This window comes from Listeria grayi (assembly GCF_900638015.1).
In the GTDB taxonomy this organism is placed as follows: Bacteria; Bacillota; Bacilli; order Lactobacillales; family Listeriaceae; genus Listeria; species Listeria grayi.
On the sequence record NZ_LR134483.1, the window covers coordinates 249,356 to 267,588 of the forward strand.

The 18,233-nt window shown below is 40.5% G+C and carries 16 protein-coding genes and 1 other annotated feature; of the genes, 15 read left to right on the plus strand and 1 reads right to left on the minus strand.

Annotated features, from left to right (window positions below):
* Nucleotides 1–31 precede the first annotated feature (31 nt).
* The 13 genes from rplK to EL241_RS01350 all read left to right on the plus strand — a co-directional run bounded on the left by rplK (nucleotide 32) and on the right by EL241_RS01350 (nucleotide 11,678).
* Nucleotides 32–457, plus strand: a complete 426-nt coding sequence (rplK, locus tag EL241_RS01290) for a 50S ribosomal protein L11 (protein WP_036103429.1) — start codon at nucleotides 32–34, stop codon at nucleotides 455–457.
* 41 nt (nucleotides 458–498) lie between these two features.
* Complete coding sequence (gene rplA, locus EL241_RS01295) at nucleotides 499–1,188, plus strand: 50S ribosomal protein L1 (protein ID WP_003757250.1); 690 nt, start codon at nucleotides 499–501, stop codon at nucleotides 1,186–1,188.
* A 47-nt stretch (nucleotides 1,189–1,235) separates the two neighbouring features.
* Nucleotides 1,236–1,378, plus strand: a sequence feature (ribosomal protein L10 leader region).
* Between the two features lie 47 nt (nucleotides 1,379–1,425).
* The gene (gene rplJ / locus EL241_RS01300; protein WP_036103432.1) at nucleotides 1,426–1,926 is read left to right on the plus strand and encodes a 50S ribosomal protein L10; all 501 of its coding nucleotides are present in this window, start codon (nucleotides 1,426–1,428) and stop codon (nucleotides 1,924–1,926) included.
* Nucleotides 1,927–1,964: 38 nt separating this feature from the next.
* The gene (rplL, locus tag EL241_RS01305) at nucleotides 1,965–2,330 is read left to right on the plus strand and encodes a 50S ribosomal protein L7/L12 (protein WP_003757253.1); all 366 of its coding nucleotides are present in this window, start codon (nucleotides 1,965–1,967) and stop codon (nucleotides 2,328–2,330) included.
* 133 nt (nucleotides 2,331–2,463) lie between these two features.
* A complete protein-coding gene (locus EL241_RS01310; protein WP_036103435.1) occupies nucleotides 2,464–3,066 on the plus strand; it encodes a class I SAM-dependent methyltransferase in 603 nt (200 codons plus the stop codon).
* Between the two features lie 29 nt (nucleotides 3,067–3,095).
* On the plus strand, nucleotides 3,096–3,821 hold the full coding sequence (locus tag EL241_RS01315) for an AzlC family ABC transporter permease (protein WP_036103438.1): 726 nt from the start codon (nucleotides 3,096–3,098) through the stop codon (nucleotides 3,819–3,821).
* Nucleotides 3,794–4,126, plus strand: a complete 333-nt coding sequence (locus EL241_RS01320; RefSeq protein WP_036103441.1) for an AzlD domain-containing protein — start codon at nucleotides 3,794–3,796, stop codon at nucleotides 4,124–4,126. The genes EL241_RS01315 and EL241_RS01320 overlap by 28 nt, the downstream gene beginning before the upstream one ends.
* 150 nt (nucleotides 4,127–4,276) lie before the next feature.
* The gene (locus EL241_RS01325; RefSeq protein WP_036103444.1) at nucleotides 4,277–5,206 is read left to right on the plus strand and encodes an ABC transporter permease; all 930 of its coding nucleotides are present in this window, start codon (nucleotides 4,277–4,279) and stop codon (nucleotides 5,204–5,206) included.
* Between the two features lie 11 nt (nucleotides 5,207–5,217).
* Nucleotides 5,218–6,141 carry a carbohydrate ABC transporter permease gene (locus tag EL241_RS01330; protein WP_036103447.1) on the plus strand — a complete coding sequence of 308 codons (924 nt, stop codon included), beginning with the start codon at nucleotides 5,218–5,220 and terminating at the stop codon, nucleotides 6,139–6,141.
* A gap of 117 nt (nucleotides 6,142–6,258) precedes the next feature.
* Nucleotides 6,259–6,873, plus strand: a complete 615-nt coding sequence (locus EL241_RS01335; RefSeq protein ID WP_036103450.1) for a YesL family protein — start codon at nucleotides 6,259–6,261, stop codon at nucleotides 6,871–6,873.
* Nucleotides 6,874–6,896: 23 nt separating this feature from the next.
* Nucleotides 6,897–8,618, plus strand: coding sequence for a sensor histidine kinase (locus tag EL241_RS01340; RefSeq protein ID WP_036103453.1), 1,722 nt, complete (start codon nucleotides 6,897–6,899; stop codon nucleotides 8,616–8,618).
* Nucleotides 8,618–10,102: a response regulator transcription factor gene (locus EL241_RS01345; protein WP_036103455.1), complete on the plus strand. Its 1,485-nt coding sequence runs from the start codon at nucleotides 8,618–8,620 to the stop codon at nucleotides 10,100–10,102. The genes EL241_RS01340 and EL241_RS01345 overlap by 1 nt, the downstream gene beginning before the upstream one ends.
* A gap of 121 nt (nucleotides 10,103–10,223) precedes the next feature.
* Entirely contained in the window at nucleotides 10,224–11,678 is a 1,455-nt protein-coding gene (locus EL241_RS01350) for an ABC transporter substrate-binding protein (protein ID WP_036103458.1), read from the plus strand.
* Nucleotides 11,679–11,767: 89 nt separating this feature from the next.
* On the opposite strand, the gene EL241_RS01355 is transcribed toward EL241_RS01350, so the two are convergent.
* Complete coding sequence (locus EL241_RS01355) at nucleotides 11,768–15,760, minus strand: SpaA isopeptide-forming pilin-related protein (RefSeq protein WP_052009044.1); 3,993 nt, start codon at nucleotides 15,758–15,760, stop codon at nucleotides 11,768–11,770.
* Between the two features lie 241 nt (nucleotides 15,761–16,001).
* On the opposite strand from EL241_RS01355, the gene EL241_RS01360 reads away from it, so the two are divergent.
* Nucleotides 16,002–17,459 (plus strand): helix-turn-helix domain-containing protein, encoded by a 1,458-nt coding sequence (locus EL241_RS01360; protein WP_036103461.1) that lies wholly within the window; start codon nucleotides 16,002–16,004, stop codon nucleotides 17,457–17,459.
* A complete protein-coding gene (locus EL241_RS01365; RefSeq protein ID WP_036103464.1) occupies nucleotides 17,449–17,829 on the plus strand; it encodes a hypothetical protein in 381 nt (126 codons plus the stop codon). The genes EL241_RS01360 and EL241_RS01365 overlap by 11 nt, the downstream gene beginning before the upstream one ends.
* The last annotated feature ends 404 nt before the right edge of the window (nucleotides 17,830–18,233 follow it).

The following is an 18,233-nucleotide window of genomic DNA, read 5'->3' on the forward strand; positions in this document are numbered from 1 at the left end:
ACCACATCACGGACTTAAGGAGGTATGTCTCGTGGCTAAAAAAGTGATTAAAGAAGTGAAATTACAAATCCCTGCTGGGAAAGCAAATCCTGCACCTCCAGTTGGACCTGCACTAGGTCAAGCTGGTGTTAATATCATGGGATTCTGTAAAGAGTTCAACGCTCGTACAGCCGATCAAGCTGGTCTTATCATTCCTGTTGTTATCACTGTATTTGAAGACCGTTCGTTCACGTTCATCACTAAAACACCGCCAGCTGCAGTATTGCTTAAAAAAGCTGCTAAAGTGGAAAAAGGTTCTGGTGAACCAAACAAAACGAAAGTTGCTACGGTAACTCGTGCTCAAGTACAAGAAATCGCGGAAACTAAAATGCCTGACTTAAACGCTGCAGATGTTAATGCTGCAATGTTGATGGTAGAAGGTACTGCACGTTCAATGGGCATCACAGTCCAAGACTAAAACGCGCATTTCCCAAAGTGAAACAATAAGGAGGAAAAGAAATGGCTAAGAAAGGTAAAAAGTATCAAGAAGCTTTGAAAAAAGTAGATACAAACAAAGCATATGCTATTGAAGAAGCAATTGCACTTGCTAAAGAAATCGATTACGCTAAATTCGATGCGACTGTTGAAGTAGCATTCCGTCTTGGCGTGGATCCTAAAAAAGCAGACCAACAAATCCGTGGCGCTGTTGTATTGCCAAACGGAACTGGTAAAACTGCTCGCGTATTAGTATTCGCAAAAGGTGATAAAGCAAAAGAAGCTGAAGCTGCTGGCGCTGATTACGTAGGCGATTCTGAATACGTAACAAAAATTACGCAAGGTTGGTTCGACTTTGATGTAATCGTTGCGACACCTGACATGATGGGCGAAGTTGGTAAACTAGGCCGTGTGCTTGGACCAAAAGGTTTAATGCCTAACCCTAAAACTGGTACAGTAACAATGGACGTAACAAAAGCTGTTAACGAAATCAAAGCTGGTAAAGTAGAATACCGTGTTGATAAATCCGGTAACATCCATGCTGCGATCGGTAAAGTTTCTTTCGGAACTGACGCTTTAGTTGAAAACTTCCGTACTGTAAATGATGTTATTCAAAAAGCAAAACCAGCATCTGCGAAAGGTACTTACGTGAAAAATCTTTCCGTAACTACTACTTACGGACCTGGTATCCAAGTTGACACATTCAGTCTATAATATAAGCTTGACTTGTATATAGAATTTTGATAGACTTGGCTAGTTGATACAAATAAATATCCTGACCGTAGACAGTTGGCGTGCGCTTGCACTTAAATTTGCCACCCGAGGATTAACGATTGCTTTTTCGCTCCGGCGAATCAGCGAAAACCTCTGTGTCTACGGTTCACAGAGGTTTTTATTTGCTCCGAATACTCGGGGTCATAGAAATTCATATCAGTGGACGGAGGTGTAAGAATGAGTAAAATTATTGAAGCTAAACAAAATGCAGTTAATGAAATCAAAACTAAGATCGAAGAAAGTGTTTCTACTGTCATCGTTGACTATCGTGGTCTTAACGTAGCAGAAGTAACAGAATTACGTAAACAATTACGTGAAGCTGGAATCGACTTTAAAGTTTACAAAAACTCATTGACTCGTCGTGCAGTAGCTGCCAATTCTTTAGAAGGTTTGGACGAAGTATTGACTGGTCCAAATGCGATTGCATTCAGTAATGAAGACGTAGTTGCACCTGCTAAGATCTTGAATGACTTTTCCAAAGATCATGAAGCGCTTGAAATCAAAGCGGGGATCATCGAAGGTAAAGTTTCTTCTCTTGAAGAAATCAAAGCACTTGCTGATCTTCCATCTCGCGAAGGTTTGCTATCCATGCTTTGCAACGTACTACAAGCTCCAGTTCGTGGCTTAGCGATTGCTACTAAAGCAGTAGCGGATCAAAAAGAAGAACAAGAAGCTTAATCAAACAAAAAAACCAATTATAATGGAGGAATTTTAAAATGGCTTTAAACATTGAAGAAATCATTGCTTCCGTAAAAGAAGCGTCTGTATTAGAACTAAACGATTTAGTAAAAGCAATTGAAGAAGAATTTGGCGTAACTGCTGCAGCTCCTGTAGCTGTAGCTGCTGCTGGTGGCGCTGCTGCTGCTGAGCAAACTGAATTCACAGTAGAACTTACTTCTGCTGGAGATTCTAAAATCAAAGTTATCAAAGTGGTTCGTGAAATCACTGGTCTTGGCTTGAAAGAAGCTAAAGAAGTTGTTGATAACGCTCCTAAAGCTCTTAAAGAAGGCGTTACTAAAGAAGAAGCTGAAGAAATCAAAGCTAAACTTGAAGAAGTTGGCGCTGGCGTAGAATTCAAATAATTTTACTCGATCAAAGGTACTGTCATTTTATGATGGTGCCTTTTTTTGTGTGCTCGAAACGATTTTTATTGTTACACTTCCGTAGTTTTGTTATAGTTATAGCAAGAATACATGGGAAAGTAAGGGGAAAAAGATGAATCAGCATTATTATACAAATAATAAAGAATTGGATCATAATCGGAAAAAATGGGATTTTCAGTTAAAAAATAATACACTAAGCTTTATAAGTGATAGTGGCGTTTTTTCCAAAAATACAGTCGACTTCGGCTCGCGTTTATTAATAGAGAACTTTGCCCCGAATAGCACTGATGGAAAAGTATTAGATGTCGGCTGTGGATATGGACCAATTGGGCTTGCTTTGGCAAAGGCTTATCCGGCAATGAGAATCGATATGGTCGATGTGAATGAACGGGCGATTGAACTAGCAGAGGAAAATGCGACATTGAATCATATCGATAATGCGGCTATCTTTGAAAGTTCGGTTTATGAAAATGTGACGGTTGATGATTATCGTTATATTCTAAGCAATCCGCCAATCCGGGCAGGGAAGGTGATTGTTCACCAGATTCTCAGTGATGCCTATGACCATTTGATAAGTGGCGGTGAGCTTTGGATCGTTATCCAGAAAAAACAAGGTGGGCCCTCTGCTCAAAAGAAAATGGAAGCTGTTTTTGGTAATGTGGAAATGGTCGCTAGAGACAAAGGATATTTTATCTATAAAAGTGTCAAACAGTAATTTATGCAGATAAGAGTGAGGTGCAGATAATGAAACAGACGGATGAACTGACATTTGTAGATGGAGTGAAAGCGTGTTTGCCGACCGTGTTAGGGTATCTTGGGATCGGGATCGCTGCTGGCGTGGTTGGCAAGACGTCTGGTCTTAGTCTTTTGGAGATAATCTTGCTTGCGGCAGTTGTTTATGCGGGGGCTGCGCAGTTTATTATTTCCGGGATGCTGGCACTGGCGAGTCCGTTATCGGCGATCATCGTGACGACTTTTTTGATAAATTCGAGGAATGCTTTGATGAGTATGGCGGTTGCACCAACGTTTAAGAAGGCTTCTTTATGGAGCAACGTTGGGATCGGTTCGCTGTTGACGGATGAATCATTCGCGGTCGCAATGAATCGGATCGGGAATAAAAAGGCTGTGACGCCTGCCTGGATGCATGGTCTGAATGTTACGGCTTATATTACGTGGATCGTTGCTTGTATTATTGGAGCCTTTATTGGTGGGTGGCTGCCGAATCCAGAAGCATTTGGATTGGATTTTGCACTTTTAGCGATGTTTATCGGATTATTATATTTACAACTGATCAGTGATAAAAGCAAAACGATCGGGAAAAGTTTGTTGGTGATGCTTACTGTCAGTTGTTTAGTGCTTATTTTTATGCGGTTAATGACACCGGAATTGTCGATATTGGCTGCAACGTTGTTAGGCTGTTTGATTGGGGTGGTGATGGATAGATGGAAATCTCTCTCTACACACTTCTAGCAGTTATCGGCTGCGGTATCGTCACTTGGCTGCCACGTGTGGCTCCTTTTATGCTTGTCCGAAAGTGGGATCTCCCCGAAGTGGTCATGCAGTATCTGTCTTATGTCCCTTTATGTATTTTGACAGCGTTGTTCATTCAAGGTCTGCTAGTGGATCATCCAGGTCACTTTCCTGGGATCAAACTGGATAACCTGCTTGCGGCGCTGCCGAGTATTTTGACAGCGATTCTCACGAAGAGCCTGCTATGGGTCGTGATCATTGGTGTGGTCTCAATGGCGGCACTGCGGTTGTTTGGTATTGCGTAAAGAAGTACAAGTTGTTCCTTCGGGGGCAGCTTTTTTTTGTGAAGATATATAGTTCTTCTCTTTTTTTCTATAATTTGTTCCTTTTTGAAAGAAAAATCATTCGTTACAATGGAGATAATGAAGGGTCAACAAGGAAGTGAGGGACAGAAGATGAAAAAATGGGTACGAGAATTTATGCGGAATAAGGCGTTTTTGGCGATGTGTTTGCCGGGGGTTGTTTGGTTGATCATCTTTTTTTACATACCTGTTTTCGGGAACGTAGTGGCATTTAAAAATTTCCACTATGCTGCTGGCGGTTTTTTACAGAGCTTGAAGGAAAGCCCGTGGGTGGGGCTGGATAATTTCAAATTCTTATTTTCTTCGGACAATGCGTATTTGATTACACGGAACACGATTTTATATAATTTAGGATTTATTGTGATTGGTCTGATCGGGGCCGTTTTCTTGGCGATCGTAATGAGCGAGCTGCGATCAAAATTAACGGTCAAGGTTTTTCAAACTTCGATGTTGCTTCCGTATTTCCTATCTTGGGTCGTTATCAGTTACTTTGTCTATGCGTTCTTGAGTCCAGATAAAGGCCTGCTCAACAGCATTATTACTTCGCATGGTGGCGAGAGTATCAGCTGGTATAATGAGCCGAAGTACTGGCCGCTGATCATTCTCTTTATGGGTATTTGGAAAGGGATCGGCTATAACAGTATTATCTACTTTGCGACGGTCATGGGGATCGATCCGACTTATTATGAAGCGGCACAGATCGATGGTGCTTCGAAATGGCAGCAGATCAAGAATGTCACGATTCCACAACTGATCCCGTTGATGTCTGTTTTAACGATCCTTGCGGTGGGAAATATTTTCCGCGCTGATTTTGGATTATTTTATCAGATCCCACATAATTCGGGCGCTTTGACGGAAGTTACCTCTGTTTTAGATACCTATATCTATAATGGATTAACGAGTACGGGTGACATTGGGATGGCTGCGGCAGCTGGACTTTATCAATCATTAGTTGGTTTTGCTTTAGTTGTGATCACAAACTTGATTGTACGAAGATTCGATAAAGAGTCGGCATTGTTCTAGGAGGAGAGAAAATGAAACGAAAAAAGCAATCGATTATAGAAGTAAGACATCGGACATTTGGTAAAAAAACAAATTTATTTTTCACATTATTAGTTGGCGTGTTTGCTTTTATCTGTGTATTTCCGTTACTATTCGTTATCGTGATCTCTATGACGAGCGAGCAGTCTTTGCTGACGAATGGGTATCAATTATGGCCGCAGCAGTGGAGCTTTGAGGGTTATCGCTACTTGTATGAAATGAAGGAACAGATTCTGCAATCGTTGTTCATAACGGTTTTTGTAACGGTAGTCGGGACTTTGGTGAATGTCAGTTTCACGTCTACTTATGCGTACGCGATCTCGCGTCCAAATTTCAAGTGGCGCCGTTTTTTGACATTCTTTGCGTTGATCACGATGTTGTTTAGTCCAGGGCTTGTACCAAGCTATATCATCATGACAAATATGCTACATCTGAAAGATACAGTATGGGCGCTGATTTTACCGATGGCGTTGAGTCCATTTAATATTATCGTGATGCGGACATTCTTCCTGCGCTCAGTTCCCAATGCGATCATTGAGTCGGCGCGGATCGATGGTGCCGGTGAGTTTAGAATCTTTGCCCGTATCGTTGTGCCACTTGCGGTGCCGGGGATCGCGACAATCAGTTTGTTTGCAGCGCTAGGGTACTGGAATGACTGGTTCAATGCGTTGCTCTATATCCAAAGCGACAGTTTGGTTCCATTGCAGTATTTACTGATGAAGATCCAATCCAATATTGATTATATGGCACAGAATGCCTCTATGAGCGGAAATTTGGCCGGCAATATTTCGAGTATTCCTAAAGAAGCGACACGGATGGCAATGGTCGTGATCTCGACGCTGCCAATTGCTTTGAGCTATCCGTTCTTCCAAAAATACTTTGTCCGCGGAATGACGATCGGCGGGGTAAAAGAATAATACATGTTGAAAGAGGGCAGATCGTGGTGCGCTCTCTTTCTGATATATTTAGAAATTTTAGCGCTATAAGCGAAGATTTTCCTATATAATAAAAAGGAAGCGTTTGGAGGAGAAAGTATGGTAGTGGGAAGAATGCTGGAACAGATTTTTATTCGCTGTTATGCAGTCATTAAAATGAATGTGATTTTTGTAGGATTGATGTTTGTCGGCGGGATCGTACTTGGTATCGGTCCTGCTTGGCTGACGATCACGAATCTGGCGTACGAGTTTGAATTCGATACGAAAGAAATCACTTGGCGGGTGGCATGGCGTTTTTATAAAGAAAATTTCAAACGTGGGAATGCCCTGTTTTATTTGTTCGCTGGTTGTGCAGGAATATTGCTCTACAGCCTATATGCGGCGGTGCAAGTGAAAGGGATCTTCTTTTTGATGACGAGTTGTATCCTTATCGGTGCGATAGTGCTGGTAGCTGTCTGCTTTATCTTAGCATTAGTCACTGATTCGCGTTATCAGACGTCATTTCGAAATATCTTGAAATTGACGTTGCTTGTTTTTTTCACAAACTTCTTCACAATCATCAAACTACTGGCAGGCATCCTTGTGGTGGCAGTTATTACCTATAAAAGTCCGGCGCTGTTACTATTCGGAACAGTAAGTTTGTTAGTTATTTATGTACTATTTATTACTAAAGGAATTTATCAGCAGATGAATGCGAAATTTGGAATGGAATAATATAAGGGAGGAAACAGCCGATTATGGGGAAACGGAATGTTTTCAAACAGCTGCTCAAGACATATGCGTTTATTTTACTGGTTGCGATCACTGTATTTGCTGTCTTGATCAGCTACTCCATGATCCACCAAGAACGAAAAAAAGCTAAAATCGCATTAGCGCAGTCGGCAGGACATGTAGCGGATATTATTCGGGAAAAGAATTCAAAGCTGGATCTGCTTATCCGGGATTTAGTCAGCAATCAGGATAAGATCGACAATCTGCAGGCTTTTTTTGAAAAGAATGAATCCGATTACTTAAAATACAGTATCCACCAACAACGGGACAATAACGGCTCGGGGTTTATTTACTTGCCACAGCAGTTACGGGAAATCTATTATGACGATGATACGATCACAGCGATCGGAATCTCGCTCAATAATGAGAAAAAAGTCCTGTACTCAAGCTTGGATAATAAAAACGGTCAATTTCTGCAGCGACTACCGGTGGAGAAAGAAGGAGTACGCATCCAGAAAGTGCTTATCAATCCTAATACGTTGGAACAGATGGGAACTTTGTATTTGACATTGCGAGCGAAGGAGTTTAAGCAAACATTGGTGACGTATGGGGCTAATTTACCAGTATCTTTGTTTGTGACGACGGAGCAGAATAACTTAGTATATGATTATCGAATGAATGCGGCAGATAGCAGCCTAGCAGTCTTAAAGCAGGGACTCAAAAACAATTCATTGGCATCACTTTCGAAAAATCATTACTTTATGCAGTCCGTAACTGCCAGTAACGGTTATAAAATCGTGACAGTTGTTGCGGAAAAGCAAGTGTGGATCGCCTTGTTAGGTCCGCTTTCGATTCTGTGGGTTGGTGTGGTATTATTGGATCTGCTCTTGATCACGGCATTGTACAAAATGTTTTCTAAATATGATGGTCAGGTCAAAAGTATTTTGCGCTCAATGGAAGACGTTTCTTCCGGGAAATTGGAAGCGCGGATCGAAGAAGCAGATAAGCAGGGAGAACTGTATGCGATCTCGAATGGAATCAATCAAATGCTGGATAATATCAATCAGTATATGGATGATATTTATCGCTTGGAGTTGGCGCAGCGGGATGCTCATATGCGGGCTTTACAGTCGCAGATCAATCCCCACTTTTTATATAATACGTTGGAATATATCCGCATGTATGCCGTTAGCTTGGAAGCAGATGATCTAGCAGATGTGGTGTACGCCTTTGCTACGCTACTACGGAACAATATTTCACAGGAAAAAACTACAACGATTGCAGCAGAACTGGAATTCTGTGAGAAATATTTCTACCTGTATCAAATGCGCTACCCGGATCGGCTGGCTTATTCCTTTTCGGTAGCAGAGGAAGTCAAGGAAGTCGTTATTCCGAAATTTATTATCCAGCCACTGTTAGAAAATTATTTCTTACATGGGATCGACTATAGTCGGATCGATAATGCCGGAAGTTTGAAAGCTTTTTCGGAAAATGGGGAGATCGTTATTTCGGTAGCGGATAATGGCCTAGGTATGACTGCAAAGGAGATCGAGACACTAAATATGGAATTGAAGCAAAAAAATTCGCTGGAAGGCGCAGAATCAATTGGTATCCGCAATGTTAATGAGCGGCTGCGGGTTTATTTTGATAACCAGTATAGCTTTACCTTTCAGCAGAACGAGAGCGGCGGAGTCACGGCGCAGATTCGTTTTCCACTGAGGCATGCTGATCAAAAGGAGGGGATATGATGTATAAGGTATTATTAGCGGATGATGAATACATGATCATTAACGGCTTGCGAAAGCTGATTCCTTGGGAGTCGTTAGGCTATGAAGTAGTTGGTACGGCTCGCAATGGCTTGGATGCGCTGGAATTTATTCGGCAGGAACCTGTTGATCTGATCGTTTTAGATGTCAATATGCCGATTATGTCAGGAATCGAATTTTTAGAGCAAGCGAAGAAAAGCGGCTGCTTATTTCGTTCGATCATGCTTTCCGGATATCAGGAATTTCAATATGTGAAAGATACGTTGAATCTGGGAACAGAGAATTATTTGCTCAAGCCGGTCAATAAAGTGGAAATGATCGAGACGCTGAACCGGGTCGCTGCGCTGATTGAAGAAGATCTTCAGCAAGAGCAGCAGCAGGATTACTTACAGGCGTATTTTCTAGTGAACTGGCTGCATGATGAAGTGGACTATGATGCGCTGGAAGGTTATCTAGCAAAGCAAGGAATCAACGTGGCGCAAGAGAATTTCACCGTTGTTTTTATTGACCGACCGGAAAATGAAACGGCAATCAAAGAATATTTGCTCCAAAAACAGCAGCCGCTAGTAGTATTTGTGCATGAGATCGATCGCTGGTTGCTCATCTATCAAGGTGAAAAGCGGCCGATCAAATGCCTGATCGCTGATTTACAGCAGGACTTGCAGCTGCTGGATACGGAAATCGTCGTCGGCGAGACAATCGTGGATTTCAAAGACGTTTCACTTAGTTATGACAGTGCTTTAGGATCGAGTCAACTCCATGATTTTTATACTGGAAAAGGTATCCAGGAAATGGAAGCGAATGACGTAGCAGCTCGAGGCGCACTTCCGTCCATTTCATTCGTTGCCTTCAACAAAGCACTATCGATCCGTGATTTTGAAACAGTACAAGCGGAGATCACGAAGATTTTTGATACCCTCAAAAAGTCAGAAGCACTGCCAAATTACACAAGGCACATCGTTTTTTTGATTTTCATCGATCTTTATCGACAATTTGAAACAGTCACGGAACATTTTTATCAAGAGCATGCAGAGAAGATCGCAATCAGTCAAAATTTTGAAGAGCTGCAGCTTGTGATTGAAGAAACGATTACCGAGATACGGGCGCAAAAAGGAAAACGGCAATATTCCGAACATGTCCAAGATGTGTTGGCAATCATTCATAATGAATATGATCAGCAACTTAACTTGAAAGATGTGGCGAATCGGCTGCATATGAATACGATGTATGTCGGGCAGCTTTTCAAAAAAGAAACAAATAAAAGTTTTTCCCAGTACTTGCATCAATACCGCATCAAAAAGGCGCAAAATTTCTTAGTCGATACCAGTGATACGATCAATGAGATCGCGGATAAGACGGGGTATACAAGTGCGGGCTATTTCTATAAGAGTTTCAAAAAGATCTGCGGTATCTCGCCGAAAGAATTCCGCGAGCAATACCAAAGCAACTTTGACCCGCTAGAATAAAAAAGCTATGATTTATCTATTTTTACATATGATTTGTACCTTTTTTATTTAGGCGTAGAAAGTATAATTTATTTAGAAAGCGTTTTCTTTAGGAGATAAAATAAAAGGAGTGACAGTACAAATGAAAAACTGGTCAAAAAAAGTTGTACTTGGGGTTATTGCTTTATCCGTTGTTGCTATGCTCGGTGCTTGTAGTTTATCAGGTAAACCGACAGAAGGGAAAGCATCCGGCGACAAGATCGTCATGTATCAAATTGGTGATAAGCCAGAAGGTTTCGATGCGTTGCTTGCGGATGCAAATAAGAAAATCAAAAAAGAAACAGGTGCAACACTGGATATGCGCTTCATTACTTGGGGCGATTATCCTAAGAAAATGTCTGTTATCGTTTCGTCCGGAGAAAATTACGACATTGCTTATGCCAATAGTTATGTGATCAATGCTCAAAAAGGTGCTTATACAGATTTGACAAAATTATTGCCGAAACATGCGAAAAAAGCGTACGATCAATTAGATCCTGCTTATATCAAAGGAAATACTGTCAACGGGAAATTATATGCATTCCCAGTGAATGCCAATGTTTTTGCCCAACAAGTGCTGACATTCAACAAACATTACTTAGACAAATATGATCTTGACATCAAAAACGTTAAGAGCTACCAAGATCTAGCGCCGTTACTTAAAGTTATCAAAGAAAAAGAAAAAAGTGTAACGCCGATCGCCGCTGGTCAAGGGTTTAAAGTGGAATCGAACATGGAATATCCATTAGAGAACAAAATGCCGTTTGCTATTGATCTAAAAGGCGACGGAACGAAGATCATCAATCAATACGATAATGAAAGAATGAAAGACAACTTGCGGACGATGCACAAATATTACAAAGATGGATATGTTGCTCAAGATGCAGCTACCAGCACAAACGAATATCCGCTAAACAGCAGCACATGGTTCGTTCGCCAAGAAACACAAGGGCCATTCGATTACGGCGACACGATCTTAACACAAGCAGCAGGGCAGCCGCTTGTCTCTAAACCGATCACAGACGCTTATAAAACCAATACACAAGCCCAAATCGCTAACTTTGTCGTTTCCAGCAACTCGAAACACAAAGAAAAAGCAGTCGAAGTGTTAGGTGTACTTAATTCTGATCCATCCATCCTAAATACATTGATCTATGGAATCGAAGGAAAAGCTTGGAAAAAAGTCGATAATGGCCGCGTAAAATTATTAGACGGCTACAAACCAAATAATCACTTATCTGCATGGAATACTGGGAATAACAAAATCATTTACCCAACAGATAATGTCAGCCCAGCGAAGATCAAAGAACGTGATGACAAAATCAAAGCAGCAAAACAAACGCCGCTATTAGGTTTCAATTTCAACACGGATTCAGTGAAAACCGAATTATCCAATATTTCGAATGTCATGAATCAATATGTGGATGGCTTGAATACCGGGACATTAGATCCAGATAAAGCAATTCCGGAAATGGACAAGAAATTGAAAAAAGCGGGTTATGATAAAGTAAGAGATGAGATCCAAAAGCAGTATGATGCGTTTAAGAAACAACAATAAATGATTTTAAGGGCGGTATTTTCCGCCCTTTTGCTTATTTTAACAAAAAAACCAGCCTCCAAAAAAGGGGAGGCTGGTTTTTTCGTGCTTTAATGTTTTTCTTTTCTCTTTCCAGAAAGTATAAAGAAGATAGCTCCAACAATGGCGAACAATCCTACTAATACCCATACGATTGGATTGTTGTCACCTGTGTGTGGCAAGCTTCCGTCATGCAAGCGTGGTGTTACGCTTGGGTCGTTAGAGTGAATCGTAGTTTTGCCGTCTTTATAGGTTAGATCGGCGATGTTAGGAATACCGTTTTCTTTACTTGCTTGAATAAGCGCTTTGTCGGAAACGGAAGAATTGATCTTGGTAGTGATTGTCATCGTATATGAGTGACCAGAAAGATAGGCAAAGCTTCCGTTTTTCTTAGAGATCGCAAAGGTAACTACGTTGTTCTTGATATCTAATCTTCCGTTGGCTTTCACATTATGGCCATTTTCATCCACTATCGTGACTTTTTCAATATCCAATACTTTGTTGACTTTATCTTGGATACTAGCTACTTCCCAGCTGCTTGTCGCGTTTCCGAATGCAGCATGAATGTTCCAGTTGAATGATTGATTCCGATTTTTAAGTGTGATATGCGATTTGCCGTCAATGTTTTTCGTGATTACTGGCGGGTCCGCTTTTGTATTCTTGGCAGTTACTTGAAGTAGTTTCGAGCTGTTTGCTTTTACTTGGAACGGAATGGCTTTTTTGCTGAGCTTATAGCCAGCTGGTGCTTTGGTCTCAACGAAGCTATATTTTCCAGGTGTCAGATCCTTCACTAAGATGTTTCCGTTTTGATTTGTTTTCAGATTAGATTTGATGGTTTTGCCGTCAGCATTCAGGAGTTTGAATGTTGCGCCTTGCAATGTTTTCTTCGTATTTGCACTGTCAACTTTTGTTAGCAATACGGAAGCTTTGTCTGCAGGCAATAGTTTGTTGGTTTTCTCAACTTTGATGGTGCTGTCGTAGTTGCTGTCGGTGATCTTAAAGTTGATTGGCGCTGCGTCTAATTGATAACCCGTCGGTGCTTTTGTTTCGACCAAGCTGTATGAGCCGAGTGCTAGATCGGTGATTTTTAATTTACCGGCTTTATTAGTCATCAACCCTTTTTGCAATGTTTTTCCATCTGCATCAACGAGTTTGAAGACGGCACCTTGAAGGGTCGTGCTTGGTTTATCGCGGTCGATCTTTGTTAATTCGACAGAACCATATTTTGGTGGTAATAGATTGTTTTCTTTTGTCAGCTGGATCGTTTGTGTATAGTTATCTGCTGTAATCGAGAAGTTTACAGGAGACTGATCTAACTGGTAGCCTGTTGGTGCTTTTGTTTCGACCAAACTGTAAGAGCCTAGGGATAAATCTTTGACAGCCAGTTTTCCTTCTTTATCGGTTGTTAGTCCTTCCTTAACAGAGAGGCCGTCTTTGTCGATGAGTTTGAATTCTGCGCCTTGCAGTGTTTTGGCAGGGTCCATACTGTCAACTTTAGTAAGCTGGACGGAACCCTTCATTTCGGTGTTTGCTTTAGTTAGATCGATCGTGGTGTCATAGTTATCAGCAGTGATCGTGAATTTGACAGGTGAGTCATCTAAGATGTAGCCAGTTGGCGCTTTTGTTTCGACTAAATTGTAAGAGCCTAGTGCTAGGTCGCTGACTTTTAAAATACCGTCTGCGTTGGTTGTTAAGTTTTCGCGTAACGTTTTCCCGTCAGCATCGGTTAGTTTGAATTCTGCGCCTTGCAGTGTTTTGGCAGCGTCTTGACTGTCAACTTTAGTAAGTTGGACAGAACCTTTCATTTCGGTGTTTTCCTTATTTAGATCGATCGTGGTGTTGTAGTTATCAGCAGTGATCGTGAATTTGACAGGTGAATCATCTAAAATGTAGCCAGTTGGCGCTTTTGTTTCGACTAAACTATAGGAACCTAATGCTAGGTCGTTGACTTTTAAAATACCGTCTGCGTTGGTCGTTAAGTTTTCGCGGAGTGTTTTCCCGTCGTTGTCGACTAGTTTAAATTCCGCGCCTTGCAGTGTTTTGGCAGCGTCTTGACTGTCAACTTTAGTAAGCTGGACAGAACCTTTCATTTCGGTGTTTTCCTTATTTAGATCGATCGTGGTGTCGTAGTTGTCTGCAGTGATCGTGAATTTGACAGGTGAATCATCTAGGATATAGCCAGTTGGCGCTTTTGTTTCGACTAAACTATAAGAACCGAGTAGAAGATCATTGACTTTTAATTCGCCGCTCGCATTGGTCGTCAAGTTTTCGCGTAGTGTTTTCCCGTCGTTGTCGACTAATTTGAATTCTGCACCTTGCAGTGTTTTAGCAGGGTCTGCACTGTCGACTTTTGTAAGTAAGACGGAACCTTTCATCGCGGTATTGTCTTTCGTTAGAGAAATCGTGGTGTTGTGATTTGCTTCTGTAATTGTGAAATTGACAGGGGTGTTGTCTAAAATATAGCCGATTGGTGCTTTTGTTTCGATCAGGCTGTAGGAACCAAGCGGCAAGTCTGCCACTTTCACTTCGCCATTTGTATTGGTTGTCAGGTCTTCTTGCAAGGTTTTCCCGTCACCATCAACTAACTTGAATACTGCTCCTTGAAGGACTTTTGCAGGATTATCGCTGTCCACTTTTTTCAAGTCGACAGAGCCTTTCATTGCCGCATTTTCTTTGTTGAGGTCAATAGTTGAAGTGTAGTTGCTTTCGTTAATCGTGAAGGTAACCGGTGTGCTGTCTAGTTCGTAACCAGCTGGTGCTTTTGTCTCAATGAAGCTATAAGATCCGAGTGCTAGCTCATTGACTTTAAGTTCTCCATCCGCATTGGTTGTTAAATTGTCTTGAAGCGTTTTTCCGTCTGCATCTGTAAGTTTGAATTCAGCACCACTCAATACCTTATCAGAATTATCTTTATCCACTTTTGTTAATAATACAGACCCTAGTTGTTCTTCATTTGTTGCAGTCACTTGAACAGGAGTTGTTTCATTCTCGCTGGTTATGGTAAACGGAATAGGTGTTGCGTTTAGTTCATAACCGGTAGGCGCTTTTGTTTCGATGAATTGGTAATCACCGAATGGTAGACCGTTTAGAGAAATGCGACCATTTGCATCAGTTGCTAAATTAGTTTCGATTGTTGTGCCGTCAGAATTTTTTACGCTGAATTCAGCGCCAGCAAGATGCTTGGTTGTGTCTTTTGCATCAACTTTTGTTAATTCTACCGATCCGGTTGTAACGTAATCGAAAGAGGTAAGTTGGAATTGTTGGAGATTATACTTGTTCCCAGTCGATGCAGAAACGATAAACGCTAGCGCATTTGAAGTGTTCCATGCGGAAATGTTTTTAGACCAGGTTTTACCATCGTAAATGACAGACATTGTTTTGGTAGCACCATTGTAATCAATCTCAATGTCTTTAAATTGATTATTAGTTGGTTGGTCAATAACTTGTGCTGGTGCATCACTTCCATCATAAGTGTTCGCTATCTTGTTACTATCGTTACTAACAAATGCCCCGAAAGAGGGAGTACTGGTATCTGGTGCTATTGGTGTAGCAAATCTGGATGGATCAGCTGTATAGTAGTACTGAGTGCTACTATCACCATTATAGTGGGAGTCTGCCTTCCAACCGAAGCCGCCATCTAAACCACCAATTCCAAGTCCTCCACCGTATGCGCCAATATCGGATGTGTCTCCAGAATGGAATGCAAAACCGATACCATCTGCTCCATTTTGAATATTAGATTTATCCCCCAAATTAATTTTTCCGACTAATTTGAAGTTTTGGGTGACATCAATTTTATTATTTAAAACAAAGTTTCCGTTGGAATTCTTCTCGTTGGGTGTTAAAGTTGCAATCCCTGTCGAAGAATCATAAGTGGTTGCTCCATTTAATGTGAAATAATCTAAGAAGTTTGCTGGCGTAACATGGACATTGCCATCTCCAGCTGCTTTTGGTGCTGCATTAGCTGTTGCCGCCGAGCTTAAAAATGAAATAGGGGAAGAGAATGTCAGTAGAAATGCTAATAAGCCAAAAGCAATGCGCTTTATTAAATTCTGTTTGTACACGTTTATTAACTCCTTTTCTCGAAAAATTGCTGTAAGTTATCACACTATATATCTGCCTTTATTATATGTAAGAGTTCAATGCAAAGCAGTTCTTTTTTTTAAAAAAAAAGAAGAAAAAAAAGAATGAAATTTTACAAAAAGAATTTTACAATTAATAGAATGGGAGGAATAGGGTATAGAAAAAGAAAGAAGGAATACTTTTGGGGATAAATGAAATAGGAGTGTGAAGGAGTTTTAATCCATGAACAATCTATATAACTTTTTAGAGAAAAATGAAAAGTTAAAACTACAAATCTTAACTTTCCTTGAAGCTGATTCGAATCAATATTTCCCTATGGCAACATTGATGGAAGAGTTAGGGCTTTCAAGGTTCAAGCTGGTCAATTATGTGAACGATATCAATGTCGACTTGGGTGAACTTGCTGCCGCGGGAAAAGTGAAGCTGGAGATTGTAAATAGTAATTTTCTAACTGCGGTGGATTTAACGGACTCCATTATTGCCAATCTTAGCATTACTTACATTGAACGCTCGAATCGATTTCTTTATTTTCAAGAATTGATGTACCAAAACATTAGTATCTATGATTTCTCGGAAAAGCAGTTTGTCAGCGAGTCGAAAGCCTATGTCATTCAACAGGACTTGCTGAAAATCATCAAGCCTTATAAGCTGACAATCAAAAACGGTCAGTTGATCGGTGAGGAAGCAGATATACGCATTACCTACTTTATGTTGTATTATTTTTTCTTCAATGGTATAAAATATCCCTTTTCGGAAACTGAAATCGTAGAAGCAATGTACCGCGCTATTTGCGAGGCATTTTCTTTAGAACTTCCACCAACTCAAGAAGTCAAGTTGCGTTTCTTTATTGCGATCACTTGCTTGCGGATCGCTGAAGGCAATTACATTCTAGGAGAACCAAACCATCAAGCCGCCTCAGAATCTCAAGAAGAAATAATTTATGCGATTGCATCGACGTTTTTTAAGGAAGACGAAAGTGTACTTAGAGTGGAAAGCCAATATTTATTAGCATTCCTCATTGCTGAAAATTACATTACCATTGATAAATCGTATTATGCTAAACTTGAAAATAAAGTAACTGAAAGGCTATCACAACAATTTATTACGCTTTTTTGCGAAAAGATAACCGGTGATTTTTCGATAGATTCCAAACAACTAGAGGAAAATTTATTACTTTTGGAAGATGAAATCAGTCGAATCCATTTCAAGTTGCTTCATTTCAATCTATACCCGGATGTTTTTGCTACAAGAGGACAGATCAAGTACTTTCAGGAGGTCTATCCTGAGTATTTTGAAGTGATCGAAGCATTTTTAAATAGTTATATTGATAAAACAAATATTATCGTAGATAGAGCGGCTTTGTTCTATGATTATATGTTTGCTATCGTGACAACTTTCCCTATCCAATTATTACAACGGAAGATCCATATCTGTATCGATTTTTCGCGAGGAACGACCTATTCCAACTATATCGCACATAATATTTTTCAATTTCAGCCGATGAATATTATTTTGGATATGGTACCGTCAGCAAACACAGATCTTTATATCTCTGATTTTGAATTAGCGGAAATAAATTGTGAGCAACTGATTTGGAAGGAACCTCCTATGATAAGAGATTGGAAGAACTTGGGGAACTTGTTAGTGAAGATAAGGGAGCGAAAGAGTAATGAAAAATAGAAGTGTGTTTGTGGGGCTTTCTTTGATCGGGTTAGGAGTATCACTGCTGATTATACCAGCAGTGCATCCGTCTGACGAAGAGAGAACGACACAGCGTATCAACAAGATAAACGAATTTGATTCCAATAACGCCATTTTAAGTTTTGGCGATAAGGATACCAAAAAATCGGAAAAACCGACGTTTGATTTAGAAACAAAAGAGAATAAAAAGAAACGGAATAGCGATATGCATCAGCAGCCGCTGCTTGCGGTAAAAGAAAATGCCTTTTTGGAAAATGATTCTGTAGAGGAAGATACGGAAGTAGGAAAATTATTCGCAGCAATGAGTGGAAGATTTTTCTTTGGGGAAAAAGATGATTCGCTGGGATAAAAGAATAAAAAGCAGTTCTTGAATATACTTCAAGAACTGCTTTTTTGTTGCTTCTCGATCGCTGTGGTTTAATCCTTTTTTTAGGGAGTTTTTATTTTTATAAGTTTTGCTCAAAAATACAAACTGCTTTTCTTTCATAGACTAGGTATACTACAAGGCGTGGAGTGATAGAGAAATACATGAATGATTCAGCACACAGAAATACAGCATATAAAATAATATTTATGTAAGTCTTCATTTCCACCACTATGTATTTACTTTTCATCCACAAGCGTATGCCATGCAGGGACACCACAAGCAAAGCGCAACTAGAAGAGCCCTGCGTTGCATATCCTGATAATGCGTGTTGGAACGCAAAGGGGGTGAAGGGAAAGCTGCGAAGGGAAATCAAATCCCCTAGCGCG

Excerpts from the sequence above, each read along its gene's own strand:
- EL241_RS01315 (WP_036103438.1), top strand. The coding sequence starts at position 3,096 with ATGAAACAGACGGATGAACTGACATTTGTAGATGGAGTGAAAGCGTGT.
- EL241_RS01310 (WP_036103435.1), top strand. The coding sequence starts at position 2,464 with ATGAATCAGCATTATTATACAAATAATAAAGAATTGGATCATAATCGG.
- EL241_RS01325 (WP_036103444.1), top strand. The coding sequence starts at position 4,277 with ATGAAAAAATGGGTACGAGAATTTATGCGGAATAAGGCGTTTTTGGCG.
- EL241_RS01330 (WP_036103447.1), top strand. The coding sequence starts at position 5,218 with ATGAAACGAAAAAAGCAATCGATTATAGAAGTAAGACATCGGACATTT.
- EL241_RS01335 (WP_036103450.1), top strand. The coding sequence starts at position 6,259 with ATGGTAGTGGGAAGAATGCTGGAACAGATTTTTATTCGCTGTTATGCA.
- EL241_RS01320 (WP_036103441.1), top strand. The coding sequence starts at position 3,794 with ATGGAAATCTCTCTCTACACACTTCTAGCAGTTATCGGCTGCGGTATC.
- EL241_RS01365 (WP_036103464.1), top strand. The coding sequence starts at position 17,449 with ATGAAAAATAGAAGTGTGTTTGTGGGGCTTTCTTTGATCGGGTTAGGA.
- rplL (WP_003757253.1), top strand. The coding sequence starts at position 1,965 with ATGGCTTTAAACATTGAAGAAATCATTGCTTCCGTAAAAGAAGCGTCT.
- EL241_RS01350 (WP_036103458.1), top strand. The coding sequence starts at position 10,224 with ATGAAAAACTGGTCAAAAAAAGTTGTACTTGGGGTTATTGCTTTATCC.
- EL241_RS01360 (WP_036103461.1), top strand. The coding sequence starts at position 16,002 with ATGAACAATCTATATAACTTTTTAGAGAAAAATGAAAAGTTAAAACTA.
- EL241_RS01345 (WP_036103455.1), top strand. The coding sequence starts at position 8,618 with ATGTATAAGGTATTATTAGCGGATGATGAATACATGATCATTAACGGC.
- rplA (WP_003757250.1), top strand. The coding sequence starts at position 499 with ATGGCTAAGAAAGGTAAAAAGTATCAAGAAGCTTTGAAAAAAGTAGAT.
- EL241_RS01340 (WP_036103453.1), top strand. The coding sequence starts at position 6,897 with ATGGGGAAACGGAATGTTTTCAAACAGCTGCTCAAGACATATGCGTTT.
- rplJ (WP_036103432.1), top strand. The coding sequence starts at position 1,426 with ATGAGTAAAATTATTGAAGCTAAACAAAATGCAGTTAATGAAATCAAA.